Origin of the sequence: Janibacter anophelis NBRC 107843, assembly GCF_001570945.1 — a bacterium.
Lineage (GTDB): Bacteria > Actinomycetota > Actinomycetes > Actinomycetales > Dermatophilaceae > Janibacter > Janibacter anophelis.
Genome location: NZ_BCSQ01000014.1, coordinates 18,194 through 39,394 on the forward strand (window position 1 = coordinate 18,194; position 21,201 = coordinate 39,394).

Genomic DNA, 21,201 nt, shown 5'->3' on the forward strand with positions numbered 1-21,201 from the left:
CGAGCTCCCTTCGGTGACGGGCCGGCCGGCCCGGTGTGATGCGCACCATCGTGGCCCACGGACGAAGGGGAGGACACTCCCGTCCCCGGGGACGGGCCCGGAAGGGCCGCGGCAGCGCGCGACCGGCACCTTTCCGATGAGGCAAGTCGCCTACCCTGTGACCATGCCTCGCCCGATCTTCGACCCGGTGGTGCACGAACCGCACCGGCTGCAGATCTGCGCGCTGCTCGCACCGACGCACGGGCTGCCCTTCGCCCGGGTGCGCGACGAGGTCGGACTGTCCGACTCGGCCCTGAGCAAGCACCTGCGCAGCCTCGAGGCGGAGTCCTACGTGCGGATCACGCGGGTGGTCACCGCCGGCCGGCGCTCGACCCGGGTGACGCTGACGCCCGCCGGCCGCGAGGCCCTGTGCGGGCACGTCTCCGAGCTGCAGCGCCTCGCGCGGCTCGCGTCGCCGCGGCCACGCGCGAGCGCGGACTGAGCCGATCGCCTCCCGCGCCAGTACCCTGCGCGCATGGGCCTCGACCTCGACCACCGCCTCTCGGCCCTCATCAGCCAGCTCGGCTGGTCCCTCCCCACGACGATCGCCGTACTCGCCATCGCCGTGATCGCGATCATGCGTCGCGACGAGGGACTGTGGTGGAAGCTCGTCGTCGCCGGCGCCGCGTGCATCGTGATCTCCACCGTGGTCAGCCTCCTCGGGACCTTGGTCATCCACGGGATCAACTACCGACTGGCCTGGTTGGCCGCTGTTCCTGCCCTGGTGCTCGACGTCGTCGGCATCGCGCTGATCGGCGCGGGCGCGATCACCGGGCGCCGTCCGGAGCGCGCGCCATGAGCCTGCTCGTCGTCCAGCACCAGGAGACCTGCCCTCCGGGCCGGGTCGGCACGTGGCTGGCCGAGGCGGGCGTCGAGCTCGACGTACGCCGGCCCTACGCCGGCGAGGCGCTGCCCGCCGACCTGTCCGGGCACGACGGCCTGCTCGTGCTCGGTGGCCAGATGGGCTGCCGCGACGACGAGGTGGCCCCGTGGCTGCCGGCCGTGCGTGATCTCATCAGCGCCGCGGCGAAGGGGGGCACCCCCGCCCTGGGCATCTGCCTGGGCCACCAGCTCGCGGCCGTCGCGCTCGGGGGCGAGGTCGGGCGCAACCCCGGTGGCAGGACCATCGGCGTGCTCACCGTCGGCAGCACCGACCAGCTCGCCGACGACGTCGTGCTCGCCGCGGCGGCGGGCGCGCCCGTGCCGCAGTGGAACGACGACATCGTCACCCGGCTGCCCGATGGCGCGGTCGCCCTCGCGGACAACGAGCGCGGCGACCTGCTCGTCGCCCGGCTCGCCCCCACGGTCTGGGGCGTACAGGGTCACCCCGAGGCCGACCTCGACATCGTCACGGCCTGGGCGGCCTCCGACGCCGGGGCGCCCGAGGTCGAGGGCATCGACGTGCCCGCAGCCCTGGCCGCGGTCGAACAGGCGCAGCCGGCGATCGAGGCCGCGTGGCGCCCGGTGACCGAGGCCTTCGCCGCGCGCCTGGGCTGAGCGCGGGCGTCGCTCGCTCGGCTCGGATCAGAGCGCGATCGGACCGGGCAGGTCCGCACGCTCCACGGAGCGCTCGACGTCGACCGTCGCGTCCGCGTGGATCGTCAGCTCCAGCTTGACGAGGTCGTTGTCGTGGACCATCCACCGGGTGCTCGCCCAGTCCTCGCCGGTCGCGCGGGCCGACGTGTCGCCCACAGTGTCACCGACCTCGCGGCGCAGCTCCTCCCGGACCTCATCGGCCTGCGACCCGGTGAGATCGATGTCGTCGACGGACGTGATGATCTTCGCCGCCCCGGACACCGGCCGCATGGCCCGCACCCAGGCATCCGCAACGTCCTGGGCCGTCGTCGCGTCGGTGACGGACACCCCTTCGACGACCTCGTCCCACGCCTCCGGCGCGCCGGTGAGCTCGACCCCGCGCGGCTCACCTTCCTTGGTGACCGCGACGACCGTCGCGCGGTGCTGACCGGTCAGCTGGAAGACGTACCAGTCGTCGACGAAGGGGGTGTCGATGACGTCCGGCCGCGTCTCGTCGTCCCCGGCGAAGGAGGCCAGGTCGGGATCCGGTCCCTCGAATGCCTCCACCGTGCGCTCACGCATCATGTCGCTGCCCTCCTGAGCACTGTCCTCGTCTCGGCCACACCCGGCCACTGCCACCGCCGTCACGGCGAGCGCCGTCACGGCCTTCATGAGCGTCCGTCCCATGCCCCACATCCTCACCCGTCACCACAGCGGCCACCAGTCGTGCTTGTCGTCCCAGTCGTCGCCATGGCGCTCGGCGTAGTTCTGCCCGTCCGTGGACTGCGTGTAGTTGACGCTCGGGTGGTCTCCCTCGAACATCTTGCGGACCTCTTCCCGCCCGGCCTGCTCCGCCTCCGCCGGGGTGGCGCCGGCAGCGGTCGCTTCCTGCACGGCCTCGCGATAGGCAGCCTCGTCGCTCCCCATCGGGACGTCCATGCCCTGCTCGCGCGCCTGCTGGTTCCACGCCCACCTCTCGGACTGCCCCTCGATCTCCTCGTCGAGCTTGCCCTTGATGTACTCCTCGCGCGAGGAGCTGTTGATGTCGACGACCTTGTCGTCGGCGTCCCACTGCGCGTGGTTGGCCTCGTGGATGAGGGTGTCGGGCGAGTCCTTCGGGTTGCCGTCGCCGTCGACCCCGAAGGTGATGCTGTTGTCATACGCCGAGTACCAGGCGCCCTCCTTGTCGCTGTACTTGATCTCGATGTCGTTCTTGCGCAGCCACTCGAGCGTCTCGCGCCCCTGCGGCGTGGCCATGAGGTCCTTGGCCAGCTGGGAGTCCGGGTCCAGGCCCTCGGGCATCTCGATATCCGTGCCGGGGTCGCCGTCGGTCTCGTAGTCGGCGGGGTCCTTCTTCCGCAGGTTCCACCAGTGGTTGTCCCGGGCGTCGTTGTTGTCCGCGACGACCCCCGGCGGCGGGGAGCCTGCCGTGCGCACACTGCCCTCCGACGCGCCCTGCTGCTGGTCCGCCTGCTCGATGAGTCGGGCGGCGAAGGCGATGAGCACATCGGCAGCGGAGGTCAGCTGACCCTCCGCGCCCTCCGCGCTCCTGAGCAGTGCCTCCGCATCGGCCCCCTCCCAGCTCTGGACGAGCACCTGGCGTGAGCCTCGCATCATCGCGGCGGAGTCGGTGATCCTCTCCCCCGACGCCTTGAGCTGCCCGGCGACCTGTCGCATCTGGGTCGGATCGCCACCATGGGTGACGGCCATCATTTCCCCCTTCGTCGTCCTTCACGACCACCCTATGAGAGGCGTTGCGCGACGGCGATGGGGATGACTCCCCTAGGCGACCGCGACGACGAGGGCGGTCGCGATCGCAGCCGCACCCTCGCCCCGACCGGTGAGCCCGAGCCCGTCCGTCGTCGTGCCACTCAGGCTCACGGGGGCACCACAGGCGGCGGACATCGCCTGCTGGGCCTCGTCGCGGCGGGTGCCGATCTTCGGGCGATTGCCGATGACCTGCACCGAGACGTTGCCGATCTCGAAGCCGGCCTCGCGCACGAGCCGGGCCGCCTCGGCGAGCAGGGTCGCGCCCGACGCCCCCGCGAGCTCGGGCCGACCGGTGCCGAAGTGCTGCCCGAGGTCACCGATGCCGGCCGCGGCGAAGAGCGCGTCGCACGCCGCATGACAGGCGACGTCCGCGTCGGAGTGGCCCTCGAGGCCGGTCTCCCCCGGCCACAGCAGGCCACCGACCCACAACTCGCGTCCCGAGTCCGCCGCGGCGAAGGAATGGACGTCGACACCGATCCCGGTCCGCGGCAGGCTCTGGGCGTGGTTCGCAGTCATGGCGCCAGTCTCCCAGTCGGGATGGACCGCGTCGCCGCCGGTGTTGCACGGACCGTGGACCCCCTCGACTCGATCGTCATCGGCGCCGGGCAGGCGGGTCTGTCCGCGTCCTTCCACCTGCGGCGCCTGGGGATCGGGCACGTCGTGCTCGACGCCAACGAGCGGGCGGGTGGCGCCTGGCAGCACCGATGGGACTCGCTGACGATGGCCGACGTCCACGGCGTCGCGGACCTGCCGGACGCTCCCGCGCCGGGCGGCTCGCACGACCGGGCCAACGAGGTCATCGCGCGGTGGTTCGACGATTACGAGGACGAGCACGAGCTGCCCGTCATCCGGCCGGTGCGGGTCGACGCCGTGACCGACGAGGACGGGCTGCTCGTCGCCCGCGCGGGCGAGCGCTCGTGGACCGCCCGCACGCTGGTCAATGCGACGGGCACCTGGTCCCACCCCTTCGTGCCGAGTTACCCGGGCCAGCGCGACTTCGCCGGCGACCAGTGGCACACGGTCGCCTACCCGGGGCGCGAGCACTTCCGCGGTCGCCGCGTGGTCGTCGTGGGTGGTGGCGCGTCCGCCGTGCAGTTCATCGGCGAGATCGCGCCGATCGCGCACGTCGTCTGGGTGACCCGACGGCCACCGGTGTGGAGCGACGAGTTCTCAGGTCGCGACGCAATCGGCCTCGTCGAGCGTCGGGTGCGCGAAGGGAAACCACCCGCCAGCGTCGTCTCGGTCACCGGCCTGCGCCTGCGGCCCCAGGAGATGGCCGCGGCGCGCACCGGGGTCTACGAGCGGCGGCGGCCGATGTTCGAGCGGATCGAGCGCGACGGGGTGCGGTGGGCCGACGGCGGCTTCGAACCGGCCGACACGATCCTGTGGGCGACGGGGTTCCGCCCCGCGGTGCGTCACCTCGCTCCGCTGGGGCTGCGCAGCCCGGCGGGTGGGATCGCCCTGCTGCCCGGCACGAGTGACGTGCAGACGAGCGTCACCGCGGCCCTCGACCCGCGCGTGCAGCTCGTGGGGTACGGGCCGTCGGCGAGCACGATCGGCGGCAACCGGGCCGGCCGGGCCGCAGCCCTCGCCGTCCGTCGGCACCTGCGCGAGCGCCAATGACCGCGCATTCCCCCGGGGAAATGCGCGGAGGGGGGTGCGTTCGAGCGCGCATTTCCCCGGGGAGATGCGCGGGTTGGGGTGGCGTCAGGCCCCGGCGAGCAGGCGCTCGGCGCGGGCGAGGTCGTCGGGCGTGGTCACCTTGAGCGCCCGCTCGTCGCCCTCGACGACGAGGACGGCGTACCCGAGCGCTTCGACGAGGGCGGCGTCGTCGGTGGCCGCGGCGCCCGCGGCGTGCGCGGCGGCCAGCACGTCGCGGGCGAAGCCCTGCGGGGTCTGCACCGCCCGCAGGGACTTGCGAAGGGGGGTGGAGACGATGTGTCCGCTCGCGTCGACCACCTTGATCGTGTCGACGACGGGCACGCCCGGCACGACGCCCTCGGCCCCGGCCCGCAGCGCGGCGAGCACCCGTTCGAAGACGGCGACGGGCGTCAGGCAGCGCGCGGCGTCGTGCACGAGGACGTGTCGGCTCGCGTCGGTCAGGGCGCGCAGTCCGGCGTTGACCGAGTCGCTGCGCTCGGCCCCACCGGCCACGACGCTCGCGCGGGTCCCCGCGAGGTCGAGGCGGGCGAGGATCTGCTGCGCCTCGCCGACGAGTTCCTCGGGCACGACGACGGCCAGCTCACCGGGGGCGCTCTCCAGGACCCCCCGCAGCGCGTGCTCGAGGATCGTCGCGCCGCGCAGTTCGACGAAGGCCTTGGGTCGGCTCGCGCCCAAGCGCGTGCCGGACCCGGCGGCCACGACGACGACGCCCACACCGTCATCGGTGTGGGCGTCGTGCGGGATGTCTGCTGCAGTCAGGGCTGCGACCTCAGGAAGCCAGGACCTCGTCGAGCATGACCTCGGCCTTGTCCTCGTCCGTCTTCTCCGCGAGCGCGAGCTCGGAGACGAGGATCTGGCGGGCCTTGGCGAGCATGCGCTTCTCGCCGGCGGACAGGCCGCGGTCCTTTTCGCGGCGCCACAGGTCGCGCACGACCTCGGCCACCTTGATGACGTCACCGGAGGCCAGCTTCTCGAGGTTGGCCTTGTAGCGGCGCGACCAGTTGGTCGGCTCCTCGGCGTGCGGGGTGCGCAGCACCTCGAACACCCGGTCCAGCCCCTCCTTACCCACGACGTCGCGGACACCCACGAGGTCGCAGTTCTCGGCGGGCACCTCGATGGTCAGGTCACCCTGGGCCACCTTGAGCTTGAGGTACTGCTTGTCCTCGCCCTTGATCTTTCGCATCTTGATCTCTTCGATCAGAGCAGCCCCGTGGTGGGGGTACACGACCGTCTCGCCGACCTTGAAAACCATGTGGAGATTTCCCCTTTCGCGACCTCCAGATTATCACGGCGTGTCGTGGGTCGCACAGTCGTCCAAGGGGCCAGAATGCCCTCTCGCGCGCGCGGGAGAGGGCATGTGGCCACACCCACGACGAAGGGGGCGACCGCCCCCGCTAGGCTGTGCCCCGTGAAGCGCAACCTCCTCACCCGCACCCCTGTGATCGCCCTGGCCCTGGCCCTCGCGGCCGGGACGGCCGGCTGCTCGGTCAACTCCCCCTTCCAGACGTCCGAGACGATGTCGCTGGCGGACGGCGTGCCCGCCGACCTCGACAACGCCCAGGTGCGCAACCTCGCGCTCGTGAGCGGCGAGGAGGGCGGTGACGCCACCGTCACCGGCACCGTGGAGAACACGACCGGCGAGGAGCTGACCTTCACCGTCGCCGTGCCCGGTGGCAGCAAGGTCGAGGCCCAGGTCCCGGCCCACGCCGTCGTCGTGCTCAGCGAGGACGAGACGCTCACCCTCACCGAGGTCGACGCCGCTCCCGGCGACATGATCGAGCTCGACGTGAGCGACGGCGGCGCGACCACCCCGGTCAACACCCCCGTGCTCGACCCGGCCGGCTACTACGAGGACTACGCGCCCGAGGGCTGGACCCCGACCCCCACGCCCAGCGCGGAGCACGAGGAGGAGGAGGGCCACTGAGGCCACCCCCCTTCGCCCACGAGAGGCCGGCACCCCGCATCGGGTGCCGGCCTCTCGTGACGTGAGGGACCTCAGTCCTCGAACTTGTAGCCCAGCCCCCGCACGGTGACGATGTGCACCGGCTTGGCCGGGTCCGGCTCGATCTTGGCCCGCAACCGCTTGATGTGGACGTCGAGCGTCTTGGTGTCACCGACGTAGTCGCTGCCCCAGACGCGGTCGATGAGCTGGACCCGGGTGAGGACCCGCCCGACATTGCGCAGCAGCATCTCGAGCAGCTCGAACTCCTTGAGCGGCAGCGAGATCTGCGTCCCGCCGACGGCGACGACGTGGCGGTCGACGTCCATGCGGACCGGACCGCCCTCGATCGTGGAGGGGAGCAGCTCCTCCGGCTCGCTGTTGCGGCGCAGCACCGCCTTGATCCGGGCGAGCAGCTCGCGCGAGCTGTACGGCTTGGTGACGTAGTCGTCGGCACCGATCTCGAGCCCGACGACCTTGTCGATCTCGCCATCCTTGGCCGTGAGCATGATGACCGGCACGTTGGAGCGCTGGCGGATCGCGCGGCACACGTCGATCCCCGACAGGCCGGGCAGCATCAGGTCGAGCAGGACGAGGTCCGCGCCGTCCGCGTCGAAGGCCGTGATGGCGTCCGGGCCGGTCTCGGCCACGACGACGTCGTAGCCCTCCTTGTCGAGCAGGTAGGACAGCGGGTCGGAGAAGGACACCTCGTCCTCGACCACGAGGATGCGCGTCATGTGCGGGACTCCTTGGGGGTGGGGGCGGTGGGAGTGGGGGGCTGCGGGGTGGCGGCCTCGAGGGACTCGGCCGCGACCGGCAGGCGGATGGTGAAGGTGGATCCGTGGGCGCCGTCGCTCCAGACCTGGATGTCGCCGCCGTGGTTGGCGCAGATGTGCTTGACGATCGACAGGCCGAGACCGGTGCCGCCGGTGGCCCGGGAGCGGGCGGCGTCCATCCGGTAGAAGCGCTCGAAGATGCGGGTCTGCTCGTGCTCGGGGATGCCAGGCCCCTGGTCGGTGACGGCGATCTCGACCGTGTCGCCCTGCAGGCGCGCGCCCACGCCGACCGCGGTGTTGGCGTCGGAGTAGGAGATCGCGTTGCCGACGAGGTTGCGCACGGCGGTGATGAGCATGTCCTCGTCGCCGCGCACGTACAGGTCCTCGGCGACCTTGTCGGTCAGGGTGATGTTCTTGGCCTCGGCCTCGATGCGCAGGTGCTCGAGGGCGAGCGCGACGACGTCCTCGATCTCGACGAGCTGCGGGTCCTGCAGGACCGGCGTGCCCTGGAGCCGGGAGAGCTCGACGATCTCCTTGATCAGGCTCGACAGGCGCACCGCCTCACTCTGCATCCGACGGGCGAAGCGGTCGACGGCCTCGGGGTCGTCCTTGGCGTCCATGACCGCCTCGGCGAGCAGGGAGATGCCACCGACCGGCGTCTTGAGCTCGTGGCTGACGTTGGCGACGAAGTCGCGTCGGGTCTCCTCGACGCGGCGGCCCTGGGTCTGGTCGTCGACGAGCAGCAGCACGTGCTCGGCGCCGAGCGGAGCGACGCGCGCGGACACGTACGCGACATTGCTCAGCCCCGACCTGGACAGCTCGAGCTGGGCCTCGCGGATCACGCCGTCGCGGGCGACCTGGGCGACCATCGCGGAGATCTCGTCGTGGATGAGGCGGCCGTTGCGCACGATGCCGTAGGTGATCGCGGCGGGCGAGCTCTTGACGACGCCTCCGGAGTGGTCGAGCACGACACCCGACGAGCGGAGCACGGCCAGGACGTCCCCGACACCACGGGGCACCTCCGGCTCGGGCTCCCGCTCCACGGCGCGTTCGCGGTCGCTCAAGGTGATCGCCGCCCAGACCAAGAAGCTGATGAGCATGCCGGCGACGCCACCGAGAATTGCCGCGGTCGTTGGCTGCACGTCACCGAGAGTACTTCTCCCACCGGGCATGCTGGGAGCGGGCTGCCCACCACGAGATGGGCCCCCGTGCTGTTCACCTGCGCTCTGCGAGGTGTTCACTGGAACCACGTTCACTGGGCAGGAGACCTGTCCTGACCACGACCGAAGGGGGCGCGATGCGCCAGGTTTTCCACGACGAGCTCGAGCAGGTCGCCACCGACCTGGTCTCGCTCGCCGAGCTGGTCGCCGCAGCGATCCGCCAGTCCACCCGTGCCCTGCTCGAGGCCGACGTCCAGCTCGCGGACCAGGTCATCGCCCAGGACCAGGCGATCGACCTGCGCCGCAACGACCTCGACGCGCGGTCGGTCGACCTGCTCGCCCGCCAGTCCCCCGTCGCGAGCGACCTGCGCACGGTCGTCGCCTCGATGCGCATGTCCGGCGACCTCGAGCGCATGGGTGACCTCGCCCGCCACGTCGCCCAGGTCGTGCGCTTGCGCTACCCCGAGCACGCCGTTCCGGAGGAGCTGCGCGCGACCTTCGAGCGGATGGGCGCCATCGCCGAGCAGATCGTCGGCCAGGTCGGTGGGGTCATCACGAGCCAGAGCCTCGAGGAGGCCGCGGCCATCGAGCAGGTCGACGACGAGCTCGACACCCTCCACCGTGAGATGTTCACCGTCCTCGCCGAGGGCGCGTGGCAGCACGGCACGACGAGCGCCGTCGACGTCGCGCTGCTCAGCCGCTACTACGAGCGCTTCGGCGACCACGCCGTGACCGTGGCCCGCCGCGTCGGCTTCCTCGTCACCGGCGAGGCCGGCGCCATCGAGTTGCCCGAGGTGCACGAGCGCGACTGACCGCGCCGCACAGCCCGCACAGCGCAGGGGGCCCCGCCGACTCGATGTCGGCGGGGCCCCCTGCGTCGTACTCGGGGCGGGTCACTTCCCCTGGTTGGCGACCGCGGCGGCCTCGGCCGCAGCGGCCTCCGGGTCGAGGTACTCCGCCGGGCGGGTCGGCATGAAGTCCTCACCGAGGTCGTAGACGAGCGGCATGCCGGTCGGGATGTTCAGCCCCGCGATGTCCTCGTCGCTGATGCCGTCGAGGTGCTTGACGAGCGCGCGCAGCGAGTTGCCGTGGGCGGTGACGAGCACCGTGCGGCCGGCGGCGAGGTCCTCGCGGATCGGGCCCTCCCAGTACGGCATGAGGCGCTCGATGACGTCCTTGAGGCACTCGGTGCGCGGCACCTCCATGCCCGCGTAACGGGGGTCGTCGGTCTGCGCGAACTCGTTGGTGGGGTCGATCTCCGGCGGCGGGGTGTCGAAGCTGCGCCGCCAGAGCATGAACTGCTCCTCGCCGTACGTGTCCCGGGTCGCGGCCTTGTCCAGACCCTGCAGGGCGCCGTAGTGGCGCTCGTTGAGCCGCCAGTCGCGACGCACCGGGATCCAGTGGCGGTCGGCGGCGTCGAGCGCGAGGTTGGCGGTGGTGATCGCCCGGCGCAGCACCGAGGTGTGGACGACGTCGGGCAGGAGCCCGGCCTCGGCCATGAGACGGCCGCCCCGGACGGCCTCCTCACGACCGCGGTCGATGAGGTCGACATCGACCCATCCGGTGAAGAGGTTCTTTTCGTTCCAGTCGGAACGACCGTGGCGCAGCAGGATCAGAGTCGACATGGGCACAGCGTATCGACGCGCGTCAGTCCCGCGGCGCCCCGTCCGGCGCGGGCGCCCGCTCACCCTCGCGCTCCAGCACGGAGCGGAATGCCTCGAGGTTGCGCAGCGACTCACCGCGCGAGACGCGCCAGTCCCACTCCTTCTGCATCGACGAGCGGAACCCGAGCAGGAGCAGCTCGTTGAACGGCGCATCGGCCGCCTCGAGCACGATGCCGAGCACCTGGTCGACGAGCTCGTCGGTCACGGCGCGAAGGGGGATCCGCCCGCCGACGTAGACGTCACCGGAGGAGTCCACGGAGTACGCGAGCAGCGGCATCCGCAGGTTGCGCCGCAGGAGGTGGCGGTAGAACTCCTCGTGGTTCTCATCCGCATTGCGGATGACGAAGGCCGAGACCGACAGCGCCTGCTCGCCGACGACGAGGGAGGTCACCGTCTTGAGCTTGCGCTCCCCCGGCAGGGTGACGACGAGCTCCCCGTCACGGGCCCCCGGCTCGTGCTCGAGACCGGCCTCCGCGACCACCCGGGTCACGACGTCGAGCGCGCGCTGCCGCTCGTCCTGGTCCATCGGCTCGGTCATCGGGCCACCTCCAGCGGTTGGTCGGTCGTGCGGTCGGTCAGCGAGGCCCGCTCGGCGACCGCGTCGCCGTAGACCTCGAGCAGGTGGTCGACGGTGGCCGCCCAGCCGAACCCCTCGGCGTGCCGGCGCGCGCGGACGCGCAGGTCCTCCGCGCGCTCGGGGTCGTCGAGGACGGCCAGCAGCTCGCCGGCCCACACCTGCGGGTCGTGCCCGTCGACGAGCACCCCGGCGTCACCGACGGCCGTGGGCAGCCCGCCCACCCGGGCCGCGAGCACGACAGCCCCGGAGGCCTGCGCCTCGACCGCCACGAGGCCGAAGGACTCGGTGTACGAGGGGACGGTGACGACGTCGGCCGCCCGGTACCACTGGGCCAGCTCGGCCCGGCTCACCGGCGGCGCCAGGTGGAGCACATCGGAGACGCCGAGCTCCTCACCCAGTCGCCGGAGGGAGTCGGGCGCGGCCAGTCCGCGGCCCGAGGCCCCGCCGAGCACCGCGACGACGAGCCGCTCACGCAGCTCGGGTCGACGCTCGAGGAGGTGCGCCGCCGCGCGGACGAGCACATCGGGTGCCTTGAGCGGCTGGATCCGCCCGACGAAGAGGAGCACGACCGCGTCCTCGCGCAGCCCGACCTGCGAGCGGGCCGCGGCCCGGTCGCCCGGGGTGAACAGCTCGAGGTCCACCCCCGGCGGCACGACGACGACCTTGCCCGGGTCGGCGTCGTAGTACTCGACGAGCTCGCCGGCCTCCTGCCCGGTGTTGGCGATCAGCCGGTCGGCGATGTCGACGACCTGCGCCTCGCCGATCTCGCGGCCGGGCGGCTCGGGGACGTCGTCGGCGGCCAGCTGGCGGTTCTTGACCCGGGCCATCGTGTGCATCGTGTGCACGAGCGGCACCTGCCAGCGCTCGGCGACGAGCCAGCCGACCTGCCCGGAGAGCCAGTAGTGGGAGTGGGCGACGTCGTAGTGGCCGGCGGGCACGCGAGCGATCTCGCGCATCATCCCGGCGGCGAAGGCGCACAGCTGACCCGGGAGGTCCTCCTTGACCAGGCCCTCGTACGGGCCCGCGTCGACGTGGCGGACGGTGACGCCGGGGAAGAGCTCGACGACGTCGGGCAGGTCCGCTGCGGTGCGCCGGGTGAAGATCTCCACCTCGACGCCCCGGGACGCCATCTCGCGCGCGGACTCGACGACATAGACGTTCAGCCCGCCCGCGTCGCCGGTGCCCGGCTGGGCCAACGGCGAGGTGTGCACGCTGATCATCGCCACCCTCCGGATGCGCTGCTCGCTCACTCCTCCACCACCCTCCGGTAGCTCGTCATCGTCAGCGTGGCGCTCGGTGCCCACGCGTGCAGGTCGGTGTGCCCCATCCGGCGCAGGTCGACACCCCGGTGGCGCCCACGCGGTCCCAGGCCCACGGTCACGCCCAGCTCCGTCGAGTAGGCGTCGACCACGGGGGCTGGGCCGTCACCCACCCACCATGCCCGCTTGCGCAGCAGCCGGTCGGGCAGACCGGGCTGGCGGCCCCGGGTCGCCAGCTCCTGGTGGGAGTGGACGACGACCGCGTCGGCCCCCTTCGCCGTGGCCGTGACGACGAGCCGGGCCCCCTCGAGACGCACGACGATCGACGCCGGCACGCTCTGCCCGTCGCCGGTGAGACGACCCGACCAGGTGACCTCACCGGGCTCGATGGCGAGGCGGTCGATCTCGAGGTTGCTCGCCGCCGCCGAGACCTCCTCGGAGCGCTCGCTGCCGCTGCCCTCGACCTCGCCGAAGAGCGCGGAGAGGGGCGAGCCGCCGCGCACTGTGCGGAAGAGCAGGCCCCCGCCGTTGGTGATCCGCAGCCCCGTGCCGTCCAGCTGCGCCGCGCGGCCGGACCCGAGGGTCACCACGCCGCTCGCCTCGGGGGCGACGACGAGCAGGCCGGGCTGGATCGGTCGGACGCCCGAGTCGCGGCCGAGCGCCGGCGGCACCCAGATGATCGCGGCGAGCAGCAGGGCACCGGACAGCGAGAGGAGCAGGGACACCATGCTCCAGCTCACCCGTCGGTCTGCGTGCCACACGCCTGCCAGCCTAGTTCGCACCACGCCCTAGGCTGCGGGCGTGCCCAGCCCGCGCCCCCTCGGCAACATCACCCGGGGGACGACCAACCCCAACCGCCTGCGTCGGTGCGACCGGTGGTTGCTCGCGACCCACCGCGACGTGCTGACGAAGGGGGGCACCCCGCACCTCGTCGACCTGGGCCACGGCGCTTCCGGCGTCACGACGGTGGAGTGGGCGGACCGGGTGCGTGCGGTGCGGCCGGACGTGCACGTCACCGGCCTCGAGATCGACCCCGAGCGGGTGGCGACCGCGCAGGCGTGGGCGCGGCCGGGCGTGGACTTCGCGCTCGGTGGGTTCGAGGTGCCGCTGCCGGCGGGGCGGCGGGCCCGGGTCGTGCGCGCCTTCAACGTGCTGCGCCAGTACGACGAGTCCGAGGTCGAGGGGCCGTGGCGCACGATGATCGACCGGCTCGACGAGCGCGGGATCCTCGTCGAGGGCACGTGCGACGAGCTCGGCCGGCTCGGCAGCTGGGTCACGCTCGACGCGGACGGTCCGCGCACGCTCACGCTCTCGTGGCGGCTGCGCGACCTCGACGCCTCGCGGCCACCCTCGGTCGTCGCCGAACGCCTGCCCAAGGCGCTGATCCACCGCAACGTCCCGGGCGAGCCGGTGCACGACCTGCTCGCGCTCGTGGACGACGCGTGGCGGCGGTCCTCCCCCTTCGCTCCGTACGGGGCCCGGCAGCAGGCGGTGGCGGCGCTGGGGGACGTGGCGACGCAGGTCCCGGTCGTCGGCGGTGCGGACCGGTGGCGCCTCGGCGAGCTCACCGTGCCGTGGTCGCTCGTCGCGCCGCGCGGAGGACCGCTGGCTCAGCGCTGGTAGTCGTCCTCGAGGCGGACGATGTCGCCCTCGTCGAAGTCGCCGTAGCCGATCTCGAGGACGCGACCCGGACGGTCGGACGAGTTGCCCATGCGGTGCACGGCGCCCTGCTCCACCCAGACCTGCTCGCCGGGCTGCGCGCTCCACGTCCGCTCCCCGACGGTCACGTCGATCGGGCCGTCGAGGACCTGCCAGAACTCGGCCCGCAGCTCGTGGGTCTGCAGGGACAGGCGCTGGCCGGGGTCGACGGTGATGATCTTGACCGTCGTCGGCTCGTTGAGGGTGAACTGCTGGAAGCTGCCCCACGGGCGCTCCGACACGAACATGTCCTCACGCGGGTCGGGCAGGCTGCTCACGAGATGTCCCCTTGGGTGGTGGTGCGGTGCCCGGTCATTGTGCCCGACTCAGCGGCGGCGACCGAGGACCTCGTCGATCGCCGGGCGCACGTCGGCGAGGTAGACGCCCGCGAGGACGATGGCGATGATCCCGAGGAGCCCGACGCCGCCGACGGCCGCGATGCCCATGAGCGTCGCGATGACGAGGGCCGCGACCCAGAAGGTCTTGGTCTGCTTGCCCGCCGCGGGGAAGGCGTCCTGGCGCTGCCGGACCGCGTGGGCGAGGGCGAAGACCTCCGCGCCGAGGGCGAGGAGGCTGAGGCCGAGGACGATGAGTCCCTGGACGTCGCTGAGGATCTGCACCCGACCAGACTAGGCCGGGACGTCGACGACGATCGTCACCGGACCGTCGGCGTGGATGTCGATCGCCATGTCGGCGCCGAAGCGTCCCGTGGCCACCTCGATCCCCCGCTCTCGCAGGCCGGCGGCCACCGCGTCGACGAGCGGCTCGGCGACGGGCCCGGGCGCGGCGGCATTCCACGACGGACGTCGCCCCTTGCGCACATCGGCGTGGAGGGTGAACTGGCTGATGACGAGCACCCCTGCGCCGCAGTCGGTCACGGAGCGCTCGTCGCGCATGATCCGCAGCTCCGCGACCTTGCGCACGGTCGTCGCGACCTCGTCGGGGCCGTCGGCGTGGGTCACGCCGACGAGCGCCACGAGTCCCTCGCCGATCTCGCCGACGACCTCGTCGTCGACGGTGACCCTGGCCGCGGTGACCCGCTGCAGGACGGTCCTCATGCGGTGAGGTCGACGACCTCGACCGCGCCCACGGGGCGCCCGTGGCCGAGGACGGGCTGGTCGGCGAGGGCCCGCAGGTCCGGCGTGTCGACGCCGAGCGCCAGCAGGGCGTGGGCGAGCAGCGCCTGGCGGGCCCGGGCGGTCGGTGCGCCGTCCGCGACCTTGAGCGCGACGCCGCGCCCGTCGTCCAGACCGGCCGCGTACACGGCCTCGGCGCCATCCTTGGCGATGAGTCCCGGCACGGCCTGCATGAACTGCGTGACGTCCCGCCCGGTCCCGCCGACCATGTGGGGCGCGGTGCGCATGGCGGCGGCGACCCGCCCTTCGTCCGTCGTGGGCTCTGCGGCGGCCAGGCGCCCGAAGGCGCGGGCCAGACCCGACAGCGGCACGGCGAAGAGCGGCGCGCCGCACCCGTCGACGGTCGTGTGGGTGACCGGCCCCACGACCTCGGCGGTCGTGTCGCGGATGGCCTGCTGCAGCGGGTGCTCGGGCTCGAGGTAGGTCTCGGTCGGCCAGTCGTTGACGCGGCAGGTGGCGAGCATGCCGGCGTGCTTGCCGGAGCAGTCCTGCGCGACCGGAGCCGGTGCGGTGCCGGCGGCGAGCCACCGGGCGTGCTCGAGCTCCCCCAGCGGCAGGGCCGGGGTGTTGCGCAGCGCGCTCAGGTCGAGCCCGACGGTCGCGAGGACCTCGGCCACACCGTCGTGGTGGACCTGCTCACCCGAGTGGCTCGAGCACACGAGGGCGAGCAGGTGCGGCGGCAGGTCGAGCCCGTGGCGGACCATCGCCAGGGCCTGCACGGGCTTGAGCGAGGAGCGCGGCAGCACCGGGTCGTCCACCCGACCATGACGAAGGGGGCTGCCCCCGGCGGCGTCCGTCGCGACGAGCGTCGCGCGGTGGGCGGACTCGACGAAGCCCCCGCGGGTCACGTGGACCAGCACGGGGGCTGCGTCGAGGGAGGCGGTCTCGGCGTGAGTGGTCACTCGCCGGAGGTTAGTGCCTCACCAGAGCATCATCTGCTCGGGACCTCTTCAGTCGCCGACCTTCTCGGCGGCCTTCTCGGCGGCCTGGGTGGTCTTGGCGGCCGTCTTCTTCGCGGCGGTCGCGGTCGACTTGGTCGCCGTGCGGGTGCGCGCGGCGGCCTTCTTGGTCGTCGTGGTGGTGCGCTTGGCAGCCGTGGTGGTGCGCTTGGCAGAGCCGGCGACGGCCTTCTTCGCCTTGGCGGTGTCGACCTTGACGTCGACGTCCACGGAGTCGGCGACGGCCTCGGCAGCCTTGACGGCCTCCTTGCGACCGATGGTCAGCGTGGCCTTGGCCGAGCGCTCGACGTCGGCGACGGCCTTCTTGACGGTCGTGACGACACCCTTGCCCAGCGCGACGGTGGACTCGGCCTGCCCGACGAGGTCCTTGGTGGCCTTCTGGTTCTTGATGCGGGTGACCAGGGCCTCGCCACGCTTGGTCAGGCCCTCGTAGTACGCCTGCGCGTCGGCCGGGGCGGCCTTGACGCGGGCCTGGACCTTCTTCGGCTCCAGCTCGGCGCGCAGGGCGGCGATCTGGGCGGTGTAGCCGCGGACGGTCTCGACCGTGAGGTCGGTGGCGCCGAGGGTCGCGTAGGTCTGGTCGGTGACGACCTTCTTGACGGTGGTGGTGACGCTCATGCGTTTCTCCTTGGGGTGCTCGTCGATGACGAGGTCGTGTCCTCACGACCGGCCCGGGAGGCCGACGTGTTCTTGGAGCCCGACGACGCTGCCGAGCCCTTCGTGCTGACCGCGGTCTTCTTCGCGGTGGTCTTCTTGGCGGCGGACTTCTTGGCAGTGGTCCGCTTCGCCGGGGTCCGCTTGGTCGCGGTCCGCTTCGTCCCCGTGGCCTTGCCGGCCGAGCGCTGGGCGGAGGTCTTCGCGGCCGGTGCGCGGCCCCCTTCGCCCGTGGTCGCGCCGACGAAGGAGTCGTAGATCTCCAGCAGCGTCTGGCGCTGGCGGGCGGTGAGGGCGGGGTCGCTCGAGATCGCCGCGCGGGTCGTGGCACCGACCTCTGACACGCTGTCGCTGGGGTCGAGCAGACCGGCCTGGACGTAGAGGGTCTCGGCGGAGATCGACAGGCCCTTGGCGATCTGCTGGAGGATCTCGGCGCTCGGCCGCTTGACCCCCCGCTCGATCTGGCTCAGGTAGGGGTTGGAGATCCCGGCGATCGCCGACAGCTGCCGCAGGGACAACTTCTTGGTGAGTCGCTGCTCGCGCAGGTACTCGCCGAGGTTGTTGCCCAGGTTGCCCGGCAGGGCGTCCAACGGGTTCTTCGACATGCCTCCAGTGTGCTTGCTCCAGTTAGCACGTGCAAGCCACGGACAGCAGAGGTGAGGGAACTCACGGCGGGCCGGGATGTCCCGCGTCGGCCGGGTTGGTCACCGCGGGCCGGGTCGTGTCCCGGCCCGGTCGGGGTTTCCCGGCCCGGTCGGGGTTTCCCGGTCCGGTCGGGGTTTCCCGGTCAGCGCGGGACGATCGGGGTCTGCGCGGCGGCGATGTCGGGCGCGACGAGCAAGTCGGCGGCGTCGTCGGTGTTGCGCTTGAGGACGGCCAGCGCGATGGGTCCGTCGTCGTGGTGGCGGGCGACGGACGTCAGGCGCCCGACGACCTTGTCACCGAGCAGCACCTCGGCACCGACGTCGGGGAGGGTGTGCCCGGAGCCGTCGAGGTGGAGGAAGACCAGCCGGCGCGGCGGGCGGCCGAGGTTGTGCACGCGGGCGATCGTCTCCTGCCCGCGGTAGCACCCTTTGTGCAGGTGCACGGCGGTGCGCAGCCAGTCCAGCTCGTGAGCGATCGTGCGGTGGTCGGTCTCCGCCCCGTGGCGCGGGCGCCAGGCCGCGATGCGCAGTGCCTCCGCTGCCCAGGTGCCGACGAGCTCACGGTCACCGACGGCCGCGGCGACGTCGCCGACGGGGACGATCACCTCACGCCACCGGCGCTCCCGCCCCGGGTGCTCTTCGGCGACGGGGCCGTAGAGAGCGGAGTCGCCGACGAGACGGGGCCACGGGTCCACCCATGTCGGGGGCTCACCCTCTCCCCCTTCGCGGTCGACGGTCTCACCGAGCACGGCGTACGCGTCGGAGACGTCCGCGACCTCCACCCGGAGCATGAACCGCATCGAGTCCAGCCACGCCGCGAGCGCCGGCGCGGTGCCGGGCTCGACCGTGACCCACGTCGTCCCGCCGTCGTCGACGACGTGCAGGGCGTGCTCGACGTGCCCCTTGGGGGTGAGGACGAGCGACTCCGCCGACGTGCGCGGGGGCAGGTCGGCCAGCTGCTGGGAGGTGAGCGAGTGCAGCCACGACAGCCGGTCGGGGCCGGTGATGGTGACGACCCCGCGGTGGGAGAGGTCGACGACACCCAGGCCCTCGGCGAGCAGTCGTTGCTCCCGCATGGGATCGCCGTAGTGGGCGGCCACCCCGGCGTCGATCCCCTCGCCGGGGACGGCGCCGGGGGCCTGCAGCAGGGGTGAAGCGGTCATGCCCACCAATCTACGACGTACAGGCCCGTCCCAGCACGGCCGCCTACGATGGGCGCATGCTCGAAGAGTTCGAGGACACCGACAACACCGTCGACGAGTCCCGCAGCACCGGCCGCCGTCGTCGCATGGGCCGGGGACGGCGGGTTGCCGTCTCGCTCGTGGCCTTCCTCCTCCTGCTCGTCGTGGGCATCGTGGGGTACGGCTGGTTCCTCAGCTCCAAGGTCGACCGCAATCTCGCCCGCGAGGACCTCCTCGGCTCCTCGGCCGACCAGACGGCGACGACCCAGGGCAAGAAGCTCGTCACGGACAAGGGCACCAACTACCTGCTCATCGGCTCCGACGCCCGGCCCGGCGAGACCGCGAGCCGGTCCGACGTCATCCAGCTCGTGCACGTCACCGAGGCGCGTGACGAGATCTGGATCATCCACTTCCCCCGTGACCTGTACGTCCCCGTGCCCGGCCACGGCGAGGACAAGATCAACGCCGCCTACGCGTACGGCCAGTCGCCGCTGCTCGTGAGCACGATCCAGGACCTCGTGGGCGTGAAGATCGACCACATCGCCAAGACCGACTTCGAGGGCTTCAAGAACCTCACCGACGCCCTGGGCGGCGTCCGCATCAACAACCAGCAGGCCAGCCCGAAGTACCCCGCCGGCCCCGTCGACCTCGACGGAGAGCAGGCGCTCGAGTACGTCCGCGAGCGCAAGACCCTCGCCGAGGGCGACATCTCCCGCGGGCAGCGCCAGCAGGCCTGGCTCAAGGCGATGATGTCCGAGACCCTCAGCCCCGGCGTGCTGCTCAACCCGAGCAAGCTCAACGGCGTCATCGACGCCGGCACCAAGCACACGACGGTCGACAACTCCCTGTCCACCGGCACGATCCGCCGCGAGGCGATCCGCATGCGCGGCATCCGCGGCGACGACATCCACTTCGTCACCGCACCGTTCAGCGGCTACGGGACCGCGCCCAACGGTGGCGCGATCGACATCCTCGACGAACAGGGCATGTCCCGCCTGAGCGACGCCCTGCGCACCGACGACATGGCCTCGTACGAGGGGTAGGCCCCAGCTCGAGCCCCCATTGCCCTGTGGCAATGCAGCCTCTTGACGTCAAGGCTTTGCATCTCCCCGGGGAGATGCGCGGTCCTGGCGTCGAGAGCGGGCATTCGCCCGGGGAGATGCTTGGGCGAAGGGGGCGGGGCCGCGTCAGTCGACGCGCTTGAGCTCTGCGGACAGGTGGCTCGTCAGGGGCTGACCCATCGCGGCCATGTCCATGACCCACATGAGGTTGGACTGCACGAGCCCGTACATCCGCTTGGCCGCCGTGTAGTCCTTGGCGTGGGGGCTGCGCAGGACGCCGTCCGTCTGCAACTCGATGCGTCCCGGCTCGACGGTGCCGTAGTACAGCTCGACGATGCCCGTCGGGTGGGTGAGCAGCAGCTCGGCCTCGCCCTCGCCGGCCGGGCGCCAGAAGCCGAGCTCGGTGCCGGACGGGCGCACCTTGTTGCCGGCGTCGTCGAGGATCCACGACTGGCTCTCCCACCGCAGGAAGGGGCGGCTGTCATGGCTGACGACGATCTCTTGGCCGAAGTTGGCCGACTCGATCGTCGGGTAGCCGAGGACGCCGGCGCCCTCCCAGCGGCCGACGAGCCAGGCCAGGGGTGCGATGTCGGGGTGGATCGTGGGGTCGAGGGTGAACACCCGCCCCATCGTAGGGCCGTCCGGTGGGAGCGTGCCTACGCGAGCGGGAGGCGGGCGACGAGGTGCACCAGCGGCGCGACGAGCAGCACCGAGGCCGCACCCGCCGCGACGGCGGCCGGCACCCCGGCGACCGTGGGCTGCTGGGACATGGCACGGCGCAGGGCGACCGCGGCCCCGGCCCCCGTCACTCCGAGCAGCGCCGGCCAGGCGTCGAGGGTGCCGCTCACGACGAGGTGGACGACGACGGCGGCGATCCCACCGGCGAGCATCGCGGCCGGGATCATCCAGCGGGTGCGCCCCGGGCGCTCCAGGACGAGGTCGACGAGCGCCGCGACGGCCAGCGCGACACACACGACGACCACGGGGCCGCCCCCACCGAGGAAGACCGTGCTGACGAAGAGCGCCCCGCCACCGATGGTCAGCACCCCCAGGGCCGTGGCGGTCAACGTCTGCGCCAGCTGCTCCCGCGCCGACGCCTGGACGAGCGGGTGCAGGCACATCGCCACGACACCGAGCGCCATCGCCGCGGGGACGTGCTCGAGGTACGGCTCCTCCCCCTGCACGAGCAGGGCCGCGCCGACCGCCAACGAGGTCACGGCGAGGACGACAGAGGTCCCCACGGGCGTGCGGGACCCGAAGAGGCGCGGCCACCCCGCCGACACGGCGAGCCCGGCGACGACGATGGCGACGATCTCCACGACACGGCGGCCCGACCCGGCCGCCGCGGCCAGGGTCAGCGCCACGACGACGGTGGCGGCGGTCATCACCGGCCTCGGCCGCGCACCGGCGGCCGAGGGGTCGACCGGGACGGCCGCGTCGCGCAGCGCGCGCCGCGAGGCCCGGGTCTCGTGCTCAGCGGGAACGTCGGTGGTCACGGGGCAGAGGG

General features: G+C 72.4%; 28 protein-coding genes. 8 read left to right on the plus strand and 20 right to left on the minus strand.

Translation table 11 applies throughout. The annotated features are described in order from the left end of the window. Positions 1-163 precede the first annotated feature (163 nt). The 3 genes from JAN01S_RS05300 to JAN01S_RS05310 are packed head-to-tail and all read left to right on the plus strand — an operon-like array spanning position 164 to position 1,536. Positions 164-481 (plus strand): transcriptional regulator, encoded by a 318-nt coding sequence (locus JAN01S_RS05300; RefSeq protein ID WP_218000003.1) that lies wholly within the window; start codon positions 164-166, stop codon positions 479-481. Positions 482-514: 33 nt separating this feature from the next. Next, positions 515-838 carry a hypothetical protein gene (locus JAN01S_RS05305; protein ID WP_068314769.1) on the plus strand — a complete coding sequence of 108 codons (324 nt, stop codon included), beginning with the start codon at positions 515-517 and terminating at the stop codon, positions 836-838. After that, on the plus strand, positions 835-1,536 hold the full coding sequence (locus JAN01S_RS05310) for a type 1 glutamine amidotransferase (RefSeq protein ID WP_068314771.1): 702 nt from the start codon (positions 835-837) through the stop codon (positions 1,534-1,536). Before JAN01S_RS05305 ends, JAN01S_RS05310 begins: the two co-directional genes overlap by 4 nt. A 27-nt stretch (positions 1,537-1,563) precedes the next feature. Here the strand turns inward: JAN01S_RS05310 and JAN01S_RS05315 are convergent, their stop codons facing one another. From JAN01S_RS05315 to ispF, 3 genes are all read right to left on the minus strand, one after another. Continuing rightward, positions 1,564-2,241 (minus strand): hypothetical protein, encoded by a 678-nt coding sequence (locus JAN01S_RS05315; protein ID WP_068314773.1) that lies wholly within the window; start codon positions 2,239-2,241, stop codon positions 1,564-1,566. An 18-nt stretch (positions 2,242-2,259) separates the two neighbouring features. Further along, complete coding sequence (locus JAN01S_RS05320; protein ID WP_157075610.1) at positions 2,260-3,264, minus strand: WXG100 family type VII secretion target; 1,005 nt, start codon at positions 3,262-3,264, stop codon at positions 2,260-2,262. A gap of 72 nt (positions 3,265-3,336) precedes the next feature. Continuing rightward, positions 3,337-3,840 carry a 2-C-methyl-D-erythritol 2,4-cyclodiphosphate synthase gene (gene ispF, locus JAN01S_RS05325; RefSeq protein ID WP_068314777.1) on the minus strand — a complete coding sequence of 168 codons (504 nt, stop codon included), beginning with the start codon at positions 3,838-3,840 and terminating at the stop codon, positions 3,337-3,339. A 21-nt stretch (positions 3,841-3,861) separates the two neighbouring features. Here ispF and JAN01S_RS05330 point away from each other — a divergent pair, with 21 nt between their 5' ends. Continuing rightward, positions 3,862-4,947: an FAD-dependent oxidoreductase gene (locus JAN01S_RS05330; protein WP_068314779.1), complete on the plus strand. Its 1,086-nt coding sequence runs from the start codon at positions 3,862-3,864 to the stop codon at positions 4,945-4,947. Between the two features lie 84 nt (positions 4,948-5,031). Here the strand turns inward: JAN01S_RS05330 and ispD are convergent, their stop codons facing one another. After that, positions 5,032-5,700, minus strand: a complete 669-nt coding sequence (gene ispD / locus JAN01S_RS05335) for a 2-C-methyl-D-erythritol 4-phosphate cytidylyltransferase (protein WP_068314781.1) — start codon at positions 5,698-5,700, stop codon at positions 5,032-5,034. A gap of 55 nt (positions 5,701-5,755) precedes the next feature. Further along, positions 5,756-6,238, minus strand: coding sequence for a CarD family transcriptional regulator (locus JAN01S_RS05340; RefSeq protein WP_068314790.1), 483 nt, complete (start codon positions 6,236-6,238; stop codon positions 5,756-5,758). Between the two features lie 156 nt (positions 6,239-6,394). Here JAN01S_RS05340 and JAN01S_RS05345 point away from each other — a divergent pair, with 156 nt between their 5' ends. Further along, the gene (locus tag JAN01S_RS05345) at positions 6,395-6,910 is read left to right on the plus strand and encodes a hypothetical protein (protein WP_068314793.1); all 516 of its coding nucleotides are present in this window, start codon (positions 6,395-6,397) and stop codon (positions 6,908-6,910) included. A gap of 71 nt (positions 6,911-6,981) precedes the next feature. On the opposite strand, the gene JAN01S_RS05350 is transcribed toward JAN01S_RS05345, so the two are convergent. Both JAN01S_RS05350 and JAN01S_RS05355 read right to left on the minus strand, forming a co-directional pair. Further along, positions 6,982-7,662: a winged helix-turn-helix domain-containing protein gene (locus JAN01S_RS05350; RefSeq protein ID WP_068314796.1), complete on the minus strand. Its 681-nt coding sequence runs from the start codon at positions 7,660-7,662 to the stop codon at positions 6,982-6,984. Then, on the minus strand, positions 7,659-8,843 hold the full coding sequence (locus tag JAN01S_RS05355) for a sensor histidine kinase (protein WP_084360046.1): 1,185 nt from the start codon (positions 8,841-8,843) through the stop codon (positions 7,659-7,661). The genes JAN01S_RS05350 and JAN01S_RS05355 overlap by 4 nt, the downstream gene beginning before the upstream one ends. A 155-nt stretch (positions 8,844-8,998) precedes the next feature. Here JAN01S_RS05355 and phoU point away from each other — a divergent pair, with 155 nt between their 5' ends. Beyond that, a complete protein-coding gene (phoU, locus tag JAN01S_RS05360) occupies positions 8,999-9,673 on the plus strand; it encodes a phosphate signaling complex protein PhoU (RefSeq protein WP_068314806.1) in 675 nt (224 codons plus the stop codon). 81 nt (positions 9,674-9,754) lie between these two features. Here the strand turns inward: phoU and JAN01S_RS05365 are convergent, their stop codons facing one another. From JAN01S_RS05365 to JAN01S_RS05380, 4 genes are read right to left on the minus strand one after another with little or no spacing between them, the layout of a single operon-like run. After that, a complete protein-coding gene (locus tag JAN01S_RS05365) occupies positions 9,755-10,486 on the minus strand; it encodes a phosphoglyceromutase (protein ID WP_068314808.1) in 732 nt (243 codons plus the stop codon). 22 nt (positions 10,487-10,508) lie between these two features. Beyond that, complete coding sequence (locus JAN01S_RS05370; RefSeq protein ID WP_068314811.1) at positions 10,509-11,063, minus strand: type III secretion system chaperone family protein; 555 nt, start codon at positions 11,061-11,063, stop codon at positions 10,509-10,511. Further along, the gene (gene mshA / locus JAN01S_RS05375; RefSeq protein ID WP_068314894.1) at positions 11,060-12,322 is read right to left on the minus strand and encodes a D-inositol-3-phosphate glycosyltransferase; all 1,263 of its coding nucleotides are present in this window, start codon (positions 12,320-12,322) and stop codon (positions 11,060-11,062) included. Before mshA ends, JAN01S_RS05370 begins: the two co-directional genes overlap by 4 nt. 26 nt (positions 12,323-12,348) lie before the next feature. Beyond that, positions 12,349-13,122 carry a hypothetical protein gene (locus tag JAN01S_RS05380; protein ID WP_157075611.1) on the minus strand — a complete coding sequence of 258 codons (774 nt, stop codon included), beginning with the start codon at positions 13,120-13,122 and terminating at the stop codon, positions 12,349-12,351. 40 nt (positions 13,123-13,162) lie between these two features. Between JAN01S_RS05380 and JAN01S_RS05385 the strand changes: the two genes are divergently transcribed. Beyond that, positions 13,163-13,984: a methylase gene (locus JAN01S_RS05385; RefSeq protein WP_068314818.1), complete on the plus strand. Its 822-nt coding sequence runs from the start codon at positions 13,163-13,165 to the stop codon at positions 13,982-13,984. On the opposite strand, the gene JAN01S_RS05390 is transcribed toward JAN01S_RS05385, so the two are convergent. From JAN01S_RS05390 to ygfZ, 7 genes are all read right to left on the minus strand, one after another. Further along, entirely contained in the window at positions 13,972-14,337 is a 366-nt protein-coding gene (locus JAN01S_RS05390) for a phosphomannose isomerase type II C-terminal cupin domain (protein WP_068314821.1), read from the minus strand. The two genes, JAN01S_RS05385 and JAN01S_RS05390, sit on opposite strands and share 13 nt — an antisense overlap. 48 nt (positions 14,338-14,385) lie before the next feature. Next, complete coding sequence (locus tag JAN01S_RS05395; RefSeq protein WP_068314824.1) at positions 14,386-14,679, minus strand: DUF2516 family protein; 294 nt, start codon at positions 14,677-14,679, stop codon at positions 14,386-14,388. 9 nt (positions 14,680-14,688) lie between these two features. Beyond that, entirely contained in the window at positions 14,689-15,117 is a 429-nt protein-coding gene (gene dtd, locus JAN01S_RS05400) for a D-aminoacyl-tRNA deacylase (protein ID WP_068314826.1), read from the minus strand. After that, entirely contained in the window at positions 15,114-16,097 is a 984-nt protein-coding gene (locus tag JAN01S_RS05405; RefSeq protein ID WP_068314829.1) for an asparaginase, read from the minus strand. Before JAN01S_RS05405 ends, dtd begins: the two co-directional genes overlap by 4 nt. Before the next feature lie 48 nt (positions 16,098-16,145). Next, positions 16,146-16,772 (minus strand): hypothetical protein, encoded by a 627-nt coding sequence (locus JAN01S_RS05410; RefSeq protein ID WP_068314832.1) that lies wholly within the window; start codon positions 16,770-16,772, stop codon positions 16,146-16,148. Next, the gene (locus tag JAN01S_RS05415) at positions 16,769-17,413 is read right to left on the minus strand and encodes a helix-turn-helix domain-containing protein (protein WP_084360047.1); all 645 of its coding nucleotides are present in this window, start codon (positions 17,411-17,413) and stop codon (positions 16,769-16,771) included. Before JAN01S_RS05415 ends, JAN01S_RS05410 begins: the two co-directional genes overlap by 4 nt. A 182-nt stretch (positions 17,414-17,595) precedes the next feature. Next, positions 17,596-18,615 carry a CAF17-like 4Fe-4S cluster assembly/insertion protein YgfZ gene (gene ygfZ, locus JAN01S_RS05420; protein ID WP_068314897.1) on the minus strand — a complete coding sequence of 340 codons (1,020 nt, stop codon included), beginning with the start codon at positions 18,613-18,615 and terminating at the stop codon, positions 17,596-17,598. Positions 18,616-18,671: 56 nt separating this feature from the next. Between ygfZ and JAN01S_RS05425 the strand changes: the two genes are divergently transcribed. Next, on the plus strand, positions 18,672-19,676 hold the full coding sequence (locus tag JAN01S_RS05425) for an LCP family protein (RefSeq protein WP_068314835.1): 1,005 nt from the start codon (positions 18,672-18,674) through the stop codon (positions 19,674-19,676). A 144-nt stretch (positions 19,677-19,820) separates the two neighbouring features. On the opposite strand, the gene JAN01S_RS05430 is transcribed toward JAN01S_RS05425, so the two are convergent. Both JAN01S_RS05430 and JAN01S_RS05435 read right to left on the minus strand, forming a co-directional pair. After that, positions 19,821-20,324 (minus strand): heme-binding beta-barrel domain-containing protein, encoded by a 504-nt coding sequence (locus JAN01S_RS05430; protein WP_068314838.1) that lies wholly within the window; start codon positions 20,322-20,324, stop codon positions 19,821-19,823. A gap of 26 nt (positions 20,325-20,350) precedes the next feature. Beyond that, complete coding sequence (locus JAN01S_RS05435; RefSeq protein WP_068314841.1) at positions 20,351-21,190, minus strand: hypothetical protein; 840 nt, start codon at positions 21,188-21,190, stop codon at positions 20,351-20,353. Positions 21,191-21,201: the final 11 nt, after the last annotated feature.